Annotated in this window: 9 protein-coding genes; 4 read left to right on the forward strand and 5 right to left on the reverse strand. The window is 29.7% G+C overall.

Annotation, left to right across the window (positions count from 1 at the left end; all coding sequences use genetic code 11):
• Both ACVHXK_RS18015 and tnpA read right to left on the reverse strand, forming a co-directional pair.
• On the reverse strand, positions 1 to 106 hold a 106-nt coding region (locus ACVHXK_RS18015), incomplete at its 3' end, for a helix-turn-helix domain-containing protein (RefSeq protein ID WP_461207804.1).
• On the reverse strand, positions 81 to 479 hold the full coding sequence (tnpA, locus tag ACVHXK_RS18020; protein ID WP_461207796.1) for an IS200/IS605 family transposase: 399 nt from the start codon (positions 477 to 479) through the stop codon (positions 81 to 83). The genes tnpA and ACVHXK_RS18015, both read right to left, overlap by 26 nt.
• A 268-nt stretch (positions 480 to 747) precedes the next feature.
• On the opposite strand from tnpA, the gene ACVHXK_RS18025 reads away from it, so the two are divergent.
• Positions 748 to 1,845 carry a slipin family protein gene (locus ACVHXK_RS18025; RefSeq protein ID WP_461207797.1) on the forward strand — a complete coding sequence of 366 codons (1,098 nt, stop codon included), beginning with the start codon at positions 748 to 750 and terminating at the stop codon, positions 1,843 to 1,845.
• Between the two features lie 29 nt (positions 1,846 to 1,874).
• On the opposite strand, the gene ACVHXK_RS18030 is transcribed toward ACVHXK_RS18025, so the two are convergent.
• Entirely contained in the window at positions 1,875 to 3,431 is a 1,557-nt protein-coding gene (locus ACVHXK_RS18030) for a PucR family transcriptional regulator (protein ID WP_461207798.1), read from the reverse strand.
• A 140-nt stretch (positions 3,432 to 3,571) separates the two neighbouring features.
• On the opposite strand from ACVHXK_RS18030, the gene ACVHXK_RS18035 reads away from it, so the two are divergent.
• Together ACVHXK_RS18035 and ACVHXK_RS18040 are read left to right on the forward strand one after the other, a co-directional pair.
• A complete protein-coding gene (locus tag ACVHXK_RS18035; RefSeq protein WP_461207799.1) occupies positions 3,572 to 5,512 on the forward strand; it encodes an oxidoreductase in 1,941 nt (646 codons plus the stop codon).
• Between the two features lie 34 nt (positions 5,513 to 5,546).
• Positions 5,547 to 6,401: an SDR family NAD(P)-dependent oxidoreductase gene (locus tag ACVHXK_RS18040; RefSeq protein ID WP_461207800.1), complete on the forward strand. Its 855-nt coding sequence runs from the start codon at positions 5,547 to 5,549 to the stop codon at positions 6,399 to 6,401.
• A gap of 102 nt (positions 6,402 to 6,503) precedes the next feature.
• On the opposite strand, the gene ACVHXK_RS18045 is transcribed toward ACVHXK_RS18040, so the two are convergent.
• Both ACVHXK_RS18045 and ACVHXK_RS18050 read right to left on the reverse strand, forming a co-directional pair.
• Positions 6,504 to 7,244 carry a hypothetical protein gene (locus ACVHXK_RS18045; protein WP_461207801.1) on the reverse strand — a complete coding sequence of 247 codons (741 nt, stop codon included), beginning with the start codon at positions 7,242 to 7,244 and terminating at the stop codon, positions 6,504 to 6,506.
• On the reverse strand, positions 7,228 to 8,070 hold the full coding sequence (locus ACVHXK_RS18050) for a 4Fe-4S binding protein (protein ID WP_461207802.1): 843 nt from the start codon (positions 8,068 to 8,070) through the stop codon (positions 7,228 to 7,230). Before ACVHXK_RS18050 ends, ACVHXK_RS18045 begins: the two co-directional genes overlap by 17 nt.
• Positions 8,071 to 8,359: 289 nt before the next feature.
• Between ACVHXK_RS18050 and ACVHXK_RS18055 the strand changes: the two genes are divergently transcribed.
• A complete protein-coding gene (locus ACVHXK_RS18055) occupies positions 8,360 to 12,124 on the forward strand; it encodes a chitobiase/beta-hexosaminidase C-terminal domain-containing protein (RefSeq protein ID WP_461207803.1) in 3,765 nt (1,254 codons plus the stop codon).
• The last annotated feature ends 238 nt before the right edge of the window (positions 12,125 to 12,362 follow it).

Raw genomic sequence — 12,362 nt, forward strand, 5'->3', positions numbered from 1 at the left:
CAAATGTTTTAGCTAGATATAATCTTTGCTTTGAATTCGGATATATTCTATATTTGTAAGCTTTTAGCAACTCCTTCACCTCATTTCTTTCCTTGATCTTGAACATATTTCTTTATTACTTCTATAGGAGCTCCCCCTGTTGTGAGCAAGCAGTAGCTTCTTGACCAAAAATATTCTTTCCATAACTGTTTTTTTATTTGAGGAAATTCTTTCTTTATTAATCTACTACTTGCACTTTTATAAGCGTTTATGAATTTCGACAACTCACTATTTGGGTGCGCTTTGAATAGTATATGAATGTGATTTTTATCATGTTCCCATTCTTCGATAGTTATATTGTAATTTGGATTTATCTTCTCAAATATTTTTTTCAGTCTACTACTTATCTCATCATTTATTACTTCTCTTCTGTATTTCACCACTAATACAAGATGATAATGCAATAAGAAGACCGAATGATTATTTGTATCTAATTTCATTTACATCACCTATTTATATTATTTACTACTGAGTATATTTTTATGCATAATAATAGTACAAATAAGTTGTTTTTACGCATTCATCTCCATCCTACTTTGTTGAGGGTGGAGACTTCTGCTAGCTACGTTAAATTAATATTTTAATTAATTAAAGAAATTATTTTAGCTTGCTAAAATAATTTCATCCTTAATTGTGCATTGTGCATTGTGCATTGTGCATTTATCTTTACACTTCACTTTTGTTTTAAAAAGAAAGGGGTTTTAAATTATGAAAGTAATTATTAACGAGAATGAAAGAGGTTATTTGTTTAAGAATGGTACTTTTATTAAGTTTCTAACACCGGGAAAGCACTCATATTCTTCTATATTAGGTTTTTCATTAGAAAAAGTAACTCTTGATGACCCAGTTGGGTTACCTTGGATTAATATTAATGTTTTATTGCAGGATAAAAGCTTCGCTGAAAGTGTTTCAATAATAGAAGTACCAGACAACAGTATATCTCTCTGTTATATAGATGGAAGATTAAATAGCTGTTTACCTAGCGGTCAATATGCATTTTGGGATATTTATGAAAAGCACAGTTATAAAATTATAGATATATCAAAACCAGAAGTTTCAGATGATATAAATTTATATATGCTAAATTATATCCCTACAAGACTTTATACAAAAGTTCAAGTTCAAGAAGGTGAAATTGCTTTATTGTACTTCGATGGCAAATTTGAAAAGAAACTTACAAAAGGTCTTTATTTCTTCTGGAACAGCAATATAGTAATATCCTATGAACTTGTAGATATACGAACCAAACAAATGGAGATTCCAGGTCAAGAAATATTGACTACAGACAAGGTTGCTTTAAGAATAAATTTCGTGTTTAGCTACAAAATCAAGGATCCAGTAAATCTTTATTCAGAAATTAAAGACTATAAATCTCAAATTTATGTACTAACTCAACTTGCTTTAAGAGAGTACGTAGGCACTTACAAATTTGATGAATTGTTTTCTAAAAAAGAATCTATCGCCAATTTTGTATTAAAAAAACTAAAAGAAAAACAATCAGAATACTTTATTGAATTCATGGATGCAGGAATAAAAGATATAATCTTACCAGGTGAAATTCGTGATATTATGAATACTGTTTTAATTGCAGAAAAAACAGCCCAAGCAAATTTAATTTCTAGGCGTGAAGAAGTAGCATCCACTAGAAGTCTCTTAAACACAGCAAAACTTATGGATGAAAATAAAACGCTATATAAATTAAAAGAATTAGAATACTTAGAAAAAATCTGTGATAAAGTGGGACATATTTCTCTATCTGGAGGTAATAATTTACTTGAACAATTGAATGAGCTGTTAGTTAAATAAAAAAAGTAGGTTTCCCTACTTTTTTTATACTAATCCAAAAAGTGTTTTACTTTAATAGAAAAATATAATTGAAACATTTGCTCTTCATTTTCAAAATCAATATTTGTAAGCTTAACTATTTTTCCTAATCTATACTTCATAGTATTTCTATGTATATATAATTCTTTAGCTGAAACTACAATATTTTGATTGTTTTTTAAGTAGACATACAGCGTATCGTAAAACTCTGTTTTATTTTTTTTATCATATTCTAAGAGAATGTTTAAATCATCATAAAAAAAGTTTTGAATATCAACTGTCTTTTGAGCCTGAGAAATAAAATCATAAAATTGAATATCTTTATATAAGTTAATATTTTTATCCTTATTTAGTTTCTTAGCTATTTCTATTGTTTTAACAGTATGGTCAAAATTTTCTCTTAAATCTAGTAGTTCTTCAAATTCTTTACTTATCCCTAAAAATATATTATTAGTATCTACGAACCTTTCCAATTCTTCATATTTTTCTTCTGTATATAATGAAATAAAGTGTTTTTCCTCAAAATCGTATAAAATAACTATATAATCTTCATAATAGATGGATGGTTTATTATGAAAAAAACCTTCAAGATTAGAAGATAAATACCGTGGTGATTTATTTATAGCATTATAATCTCTTATATCAAAAGTTAATAAAAAATATTTATTTTTAAATTTATAATTATAACTTTTTAATTTTTCATTTAAAGAATCTGCATCTTTAATATTGTGATCTAAAATATCTCTCAAAAGGTTTTCATAGTCAATATTATTTATGTTTTTCCTGCCTTCAGTTCTTTCTAATTCTTTAGAAACAACATTAGCTATCATAGGTAAAATTTCTTTATACTTTTCCTGCATTGCTGACTTTGTGAGAAGAAGTACAATATAACCTGCAAGCTTACCATGAATAAATATCTTACATAACCATCTTTCTATTGGACTTTTATCGCAAATCACGACAAATGGCTTCATATTATTTGGTGATTCTTTAAAACTTTTAATTTTTCTGACATATGAAATATAATCATATGAACAGTATCCCTTTTTTATATTTTCTATCCAATAATTATCATTTATTTCTTTAGTATCCGAGCTTGCAATAATTCTATAACTACTGTCAATAATTATAACTGGATTATCTAAAATTTCAGAAGATAATCTAACCATATCGTTTAATCCTTTGTTATCTAATAAAGAACTCAGTAGTGAATATGAAGAATTAAGAGCTTCTACATTACTATTAAACAGGTCATTTACTTCATTAAATAATTCAAATATATCATAATTATTTTTCAGAATTATGTAGACAGCCTCTTTTATATAAAAATCAGTGTCAAAATCTACTAAATCATCTATTAAAATAAAGCTACCATTAGTTAAAATAATATCATTTTCTTTTACAAAACTGCATTTTCCGACATATAATATATCTTTTTTGAATTTTTTTTGCCCTTTAACAATTAACTTTGCTTCATATAAAGAAGTATATTCTATTTTGTCATTAATATTTGTTTTATTTGTTATCACCATAAAATGTTCATATATAGTTTCCACTTTTATACCCATAAAAACACCCCCAATAAGTAAAGTATAGTGCATTAAGCACAATAAGAAAAGATTTTTTTAGCCTTTTAGACTATATATATAAATACCATCGTTTGATATATTTATAACAAAGAAATAAAAGAAATATAGGAGGTAACAATATGAAATATACTAATTTACTTTCAAGAGGGAAAATCGGTAATCTTACTATTAAAAACAGAGTAGTTATGCCTGCAATAGGAACTTCTCTAGCTACATCTACAGGAGAAGCTTCAGACGAAATAATCGCATATTATGAAGAAAGAGCAAAGGGTGGTTGTGGATTAATTATAACAGAAATCACTAGGGTAGATGATGAAACTGGTGTTGGTACACCAAATCAACTTTGTGCTACAGATGGATATCAAATACCAAGATTAGAAAAATTAGCACGCGCTGTGCATAGACATGATTCAAAAATCTTCTTGCAACTTCATCATCCTGGGAGACAATCTCACGCAAGATTGATAGGTGGAAAACAAATAGTTGCACCAAGTGCTGTTATGAGTAATGTTGTTGGTGAAATGCCAAGAGCATTATCTACAGAAGAAGTAGATGCAATGGCAAAGAAATTTGTTAAAGGAGCAAAAATTGCTCAAATGGCTGGTATGGACGGTGTAGAATTACATGCAGCTCATGGTTATTTGATTGGTCAATTTATTAGCCCTCTTACAAATTTAAGGGAAGACAAATACGGTGGAACATTTAACAATAGAATGAGATTTATAACTGAAATTATAACAGGTATAAAATATATATGTGGCAAAAACTTCCCTATATCAGTAAGAATTGATGGAGATGAATTTTTAGAAGGTGGTTTAAAATTAGATGAGGCTGTTAAAGTTGCACGTACTTTAGAAAGTATTGGCGTAGATGCTATAAATGTAAGTTCTGGAACTTATGATTCTATGGTAACAATCATAGAGCCAATATCATACCCTCAAGGTTGGAAGAGACATTTAGCTAAAGCTATTAAAAATTCAGTTAAAATACCAGTTATAGCATGTGATGTTATTAGAAAAGCTGACTTTGCAGAAAAATTACTAGAAGAAGACGGTTTAGACTTTGTTGCGTTAGGTAGAGCTCAACTTGCAGATCCAGAATGGACTAAAAAATCTATGGAAGGAAGAGAAAAAGAAGTTAGACCATGTGTGTCTTGCTTATATTGTATAGAACAACTTTCTGAAGGCGGATGTACAAAATGTGCTGTTAACCCACGAATGGGACGAGAGCTTGAGTACGATAACTTAAGAGAAACTGGCGACGGAAGAGTAGTTGCCGTTGTTGGTGGTGGACCAGCTGGTATGCAGGCTGCTATAACACTTGCAAAAAGAGGTTTTAAACCAGTATTATTTGAAAAAGAAGCTGAGCTTGGCGGAAGTGTTAGACTTGGAAGTAATCCTCCACTTAAAGAAAAACTAAAATGGTTAATAGAACATATGACTTATGAAATGGAAATAACCGGAGTAGATGTTAGAACAAATACCCCTGCTACTGTAGAAGAATTAAAGAAACTTAATCCATATTCTGTTTTCGTAGCATCAGGTGCTGAAGCAATAATACCTAAACTTCCAGGATATGATAAAGAAAATGTCTATACTATACATGATATATTATCAGAAACAGTTAATCTTAAAGATAAAAAAGTAATAGTTGTTGGGTCTGGTCTCACAGGGCTTGAGACTGCGGAATATTTAAGTGAAAAAGGAAACAACGTAGACGTTATTGAAATGTTAGCTAAAATAGGCTCTGGCGCATATGCACCAAATTTATATGATGTCACTACTAGACTTAAGAAAATGGATGTTAGTATGATGCCTTCTACTAAACTATTAAAAATTACTGATACTGGTATAGTAGTTCAAAATACATCAAATCTTTCTGTAAGAAATATAGAATGTGATGCCGTAGTTTTATCTCTTGGTGTTAAGGTAAACAATGAATTTGTAGATCAATTCTACAATAATTTTGATAATGTTAAAGTATTAGGTGATGCAGAAAAACCAGGAAGAATCGGTCAAGCTATTCAAACAGGATATGAAAAAGCATACGTATTAGACTAATATACTAAATATTTTAAAATAGGAGGCTTTATAAATGAAAGATTTTAAAAACAAAGTAGCTGTTATAACTGGTGCTGCTAATGGAATAGGAAAAACTTTAAGTGAAGAAGCTGCGTCAAAAGGTATGAAATTAGTATTAGCAGATATAGACGAAGAAAATCTTCTTAAAGTAAAAGAGGATTTAATAAGTAAAGGTACTGAAGTTTTAGCTCTAGTTATCGATGTTACAAAATATGAAGAAGTCGAAAAATTGGCTAATGAAACAATAAAAACTTTTGGACAAGTAGATTTATTATTCAACAATGCTGGCGTTGTAGTTCCAGGTAAAATTTGGGAAATACCAACAAAAGAAATTGATTATATTATGAAATCAAATTTATATAGTGTTTCTTATGGACTTAAAGCTTTCATACCAATAATGTTAGAGCAAGATACTCCTTGTCATATAGTCAATGTAGCAAGTGCAGCTGGTCTGTTAACATCACCTAATATGCCTACTTACCATATGACTAAGCATGGTAATGTTGGACTGAGTGAATCTGTTAATTATCAATTACAACAGATGGGATCAAAAATAAAAATGTCAGTATTCTGTCCAGGCTATATTCAAACAGACCTTCATAACTGTGATAAAAGAAGAACAAAAGAATTCAAAATAGATGATGACGAATACTATAAGAGTGCTTCTTATTATGAGGGCTTAAAGGTTAGCGAGTTTGTTATAAAAACAGGAATCCCTATAGATTCTATCGGAATGAGTGTTTTCCAAGGTATTGAAGATGAACAATTCTATATCCTTACTCATCCACAATATACTCCTTTAATAGGATTAAGAGTTAAAACAATTTTAGATGGTAAAAATCCTGACATCAGTATTTTTAGAAGATAACCCCTATTACATCACTAAAGAAGGTATCCTATAAACAGGATACCTTCTTTAAAAAATTATTTAACTTTATCAAATTCATCTATACATCTAGTGATTCTATCTTTATAAACTTTCACTAATTGAGATTTTTATTTCTCCAAACTTAAGTCCATTTTGGTCACAAATATCTCTAATAGTCATATTTTCATTTTCAATATTAACGCCTAGTATTTCTTCGACTTTTTCTTTTGAAATTCCCCAGGAAATAGCTTCAGCGACAGTTGTTTTACCTTTTACAACACCTATTTCATTGTGCTCCTCATTTTCGTACTCTTCCTGAGAATTTTCTTCATAATCTCCCTGCTCCACTGTACCAATCTCAATATTAGATACATCTATAATGAAGGGCGCTGTTTTTCCCTCTAGCTGATCACTCCATTTTCCTGCTTTTTTTAGAACCTCAACAGCAGTATTAGGTAAATACTCCATTTCCGCATAAGGAAGTCCAGTGTAAAGAGAAATAAAATACCTAATTGAACCAGTACCAATTTCTTTATCATCTTCAAGTCCAGTATATATTGACTCTAAATCTTTAGCTTTTACCGCCTCTGGATTATCCCTCTTAATATTAAATGCCTCTGAAATTATCTCAGCATCTACACCAAAAGCATTTTCAATATCCAAGAAAGAATATGAACCTCTTATATCTTCTGGGTCGGACATTCCTGCAAATACACCTTGAGAAAGTTTTCTTGGTTGTTTATTTGATTCTGTTTGCCAAAGACCTAATACACTTGTTATTAAAATTCCTCCGAAAAGAATAACAACAATAGCCACAACTAATACATTACTTTTTATTTTCATTGTTTTCCTCCTTAAATGAATTAGTCCTTAACTGAACTGTTTCTTCAACAGGACATACAACCTCAGAAGTACATTCTCCACAGCGAATACATTGATGGTCAGTAATCACTTCTTTAGTTGAAACTTCTATATTCATAGGGCAAACTCTATCACATTTATTACATCCTATACAAGTTGCTTTATTTCTTCTTATTTTAAAAATACTAATGAAATTAGTTAATCCCATCAAAGCACCAAATGGGCAGGCATATTTACACCAAGGTCTTTCAATAAATAAAGACGATACTAAAATTAGAATAAGTACAACTATTCCACCTATTGTAGCTTCACTAGACCAGAAATTAAATAATGCATAATAAGGGTCCACCTCTAAAAATACTAATCTCAATGAATTTGTTGTTAAGTAAACAGTATACACAAGCACAAAATATCTTAAGTATCTCAAAATGTTGTCTAGTTTCTTTGGTACAAAATTATTATATCTCTTTTTAAATATTTTCTTGCCAATCTTACCAAACCATTCTTGTACGCTTCCAAGTGGACACATATAACTACAGACAACTGGGCCAAATAAAACTCCCATAAAAAGAATAATCACCATAATCACAACAGATGACATATGAATTTTCTTCACCAAAACATCAAATTTAATCAAAGCAACAAAAGTCTCAACTCCTCCATAAGGACAAATAGCATGAAGAGAAGATGATCCTATAAAAGGCAGTTCTGTACCAGTCTCTACAAGATGATGATTTAATGAAATGATGGCTACCAATGTAAAAAAGAAAATTTGACTAGCTAGTCTTAGCTTTCTATGTTTTTTCATAATTACCTCCCAAACAGCTTGTTTTAATAATATATTAAGCTTATGAAATGGCAAAGATGTGACGAAAAGAAGTCATATTAAATTATTATAATATATTAATATTTTCTTTAATATAACTGTAAATAAATTAAAATTTCTAATAAATATTTTTAAAATACAATATACATTTCAACAATATTTTTACATATTTTATGATATTATGTATTTATTAAATTTAAATACAATATGAAAAGGAGGACATAAAAATACACAAATTTAATCTCGTCTCACATATAAAAGGAGGATAATTATGAAAAAAACCATTAGTATTTTATTATCATTTGTAATGCTTTTCACCATTTGTATCAATACTAAAAAAGTACAAGCAGCTACAGATGATGTAACACCACCAGAATTAATTAGTGTTAATGTAGATGCTCAAGAATATCAAGGAAGCGATACTGTAACTGTAACAATTGAAGCAAAAGATGATTTATCAAATATTAATTATATTGATTTAGTATTTGAAGATCCAGATAATTCTACTTGGTACCCCTACCACTATGCTTATGATATTCAAAGCACTGATAATCCAAATAATTTCGTCTCATTTACCAAAATAAATGACACAACTTATGAATTAAAATTCAAATTAAATGACTATTCTGAAATTGGAGAATGGTCTCTAGCTATAGCTCATTTTGTAGATGGCAATAGAAATGAAATTGAATATTGTGCTTATGATAGCACAGAATTAACTAGTGGAAATTTTAATGTTACAGCTTCTTTTGCACAAAATGATACTGAAGCACCGCAATTAAGTAATATGAGCTTATCAAAGAATAAATATTCTATCGATGAAACAGTTGAAATGTCAATAGAGGCCTCTGATAATTTATCCGGCATAAAAAGAATCTCTGCATTATTCACCAAAGAAAATGGTGGACCATCTATTTGCATTGAAGAAATGACTAAAACTAGTGAAAATGAATACAAGATAGAATCTAATCTTTCTTATTATGAAAATTACTTATTTGGTGAATATTATCTAGATACTTTATTTATCGAAGATGAAGCCGGAAATGTTCTAGTCATAGAAGACAACAATACTTATATTCCCTATCCTAGTAATTACACAGTAGAGAAACAAGACCTTCGTCAATATTATTTGGAAGTTGAGAATGTGGCTTTTGAAGGCATTTATGTTGAATCTGATTATTACGAAATTGAAGTAAATAGTTCATATCCAATAAACTCAAACAACCTTCCAACAGGTGCATTAAATAATACTGTAACTTGGGTTAGTGAAAATGCTGATATTGCTGAAATTGATTCAGAGGGTATATTACATGGAAAAGGAGTAGGTAATACTACTATTACAGGAACAACAGCAGATGGTAAATATACCAAAACCGTAGAGATTAATGTACAATGGTCAGATTACGAAACTCATCTGTTAGATTATTCCATGCAAAACAATTCACTTAAGGGTGGTGATATGCTAAACATCCACCTTGAATTATCAGGTGTAGTAGAATTCGGAAGTATTATATTTAGTAATAAAGATGCATCTAATATTCTAGCACTAGATTTTGATTATGACAAAATTCATCAGGACGAAGAAAATCAAACTACTAGTATTGATATCTCCGAAGAACTTAGTGAATACATCAATATGGGTTTATGGGAATTCGAAGCAATTTTTATTAATGATTCACCTGAACCTGCTATTCTTAGAGAGGATCTAGAAGCTGATTCTACCGCACTAGATTTTGATATAACAGATGCAAAAATTGATGATGAGTATCCTTCTCTAATTAATATTAGGACAAGTAGTGATATTATTTCGACAAACGAGCCTTTTGAAATTCGTACTGAATTAAAAGATACACAATCTGGAGTATCTAATGTTACTCTTTGGTACACTAATAGTACTCACGATGAGTTCTATGAAATACCACTTTATTATCAAGGGAAAAATGCTGAAGGTAATTATCTGTTCGAAGATTATGTAACACCTAATAATTCAGGGTATTTTGCATACCAAGAAGGAATTTATAAGTTAGATTCTATAGAAATAGAAGATTATTCAGGTTACAAAATAATAATCGAAAACTCCGAAATAAACGAATTTATGATTATGGGATACTATGAGGATTTTAGCGACTATGGCATAGAGGTTAAAAACGTACCTGTAGAAGGAATAAATGTCGAATTGAAAAAATTCACTATAGAAAAAGGCTCTATTATTGAGATCAATTCTAATATTATAAGTACAATACCTAGCTACGCAACCCCAAATTATTTTCGTTATACTGTTGAGAACGAAGATATAGTAAAAAATTATTCTATAGATGATTTTACTGATGGATTTTACGGTGTGGCTATTGGGAGCACCAAAGTTACTGCAACAACTGCTGACGGAAAATTCAAAGAAGATTTCGAAATAGATGTCGTTAATAACTACACAGCACCTAATTGCTTAATTGAAGATAGCGAACTGGAGTTGAAAGAAGCTACCACTTATGAAAATGATTTGTATATATCTTCTTTAAGTTTTATTAATAATGCAAATCTTCATGTAAAAGGCGATTTATATGTATATGGTACATTAATCAATCAAGGAAATATAACAGTCGATGGTACTCTTTATGTTAAAGCTATTTATAATGAAATCCCATCAGAGTTCAACTCTGCAGACCCTCAATATCATAAATGCATATACAATAATAATGGAACTGTAGATGCTTCCAAAATAAATAATAATTTAAATGATTTTAAAATTCCCTATATTATATATAATATAGAAAAAATCACTGATAATATAATTCATATTGTTGGTTATACTTCTCTTTATACTGGTTTGCGTATAGATAATAATTTCCTTTATACTGGAGATGATAATAATTTTGAGGGTTATATCAATATAGATGATACCACAAAAATAAACTTAGAATTCTATAACTTCGGGGAACTTTATCAATCTGTTACTATTGACTTAAATAACCTAAACAATCTAAACAACATTGGCATTGATCAATATAATCCAACAGCATCATGTGATATTAATTCAGGAACATATACAGAACCTAAGGAAGTATCATTAACCATGTCTGAAGAAGGCACTATATACTTCACACTTGATGGCTCTAACCCTACAACTAGTAGCTCTAAATATACTGCTGCAATTAATATTTCAGATTCAACTACCTTAAAATTCATTGCTATTGATAAAGCTGGTAATAAATCTAAAGTTTATACTAATGAATATCTAATAGAAAAAACCACTCCAACAGATGCAGATGAACAGCCTGATACACCAAAAGATACTATAGAAGACCCTGAAGATAATGTTCAAGATACTTCTAAAGAAGTTATGCTTAATAAAATAAAAGAAACTCCGGACAATAACCCTATAGCCCTTGGTGATAACTCTGATGAACAAGCTTCAAATATCAAAGCATTAAGCAATGATAATAAAATCCCTGAAGGAACAACTTTGCAAATAAGCATTAAAAACACAGCAAAAGTTTCCAAGGATTATTTTGAAGCAATAAAAGGAAAAAATATTAATTTATCCTTCGAAAAAGAAGGTATTGAGTGGTCATTTAATGGTAAAGATATTGATGAAAAATCACTTGAAGCAATCAAAGATTTAGATTTATCACTAAAACCAGTTGAAACAAAGGTAGCTGAAGGAATTCAAAGTAAAGTTAAAGAAAAAACCGGAAAAGATACTCCTGTATTCGCATTTTCATACAATTATGATGGTGCTCTTCCTGGTATGTGTACTGTAAAAGTATTCGTAGGAAAAGATTGGTCTGGTAAAACTATTAATGTATATAGATACTATCCTGATAAAGATACTTACGAAATCATTGAAGCAAATGTAAAAGTAGATTCTGATGGTTATATGTCTTATAAAACTGCCCATTGCTCTGAATACTTCATAGCAGAAACTTCTTCAGAATTACCAAAAACAGGATCTCCTATTGATTTTAGTTTACTTCTAATTTTAGGATTTACAATGCTTATAGGTGGAGTACTATTCCTAATTAAAAAACAAAATAACTAATTATAGCCAAAATTTTTAGAACTAAACTACTTTATTTACTTATATAAAAATTAGGTGATTTCCACCATTTGTGGAAATCACCCTTCTTATGTAACCTAATATTTTTCTTATACTTCATATATTTTACATAAATAAAGATTTTGCGCAGCAAAATCATCCACAATTGTGCATTGTGCATTGGTAGAGTAGGTCGGAGGCTCTCGCCTCTTTCCCCTCATCAAACCGTGCATGCGGTTTT

Source organism: Clostridium sp. DL1XJH146, from assembly GCF_054819755.1.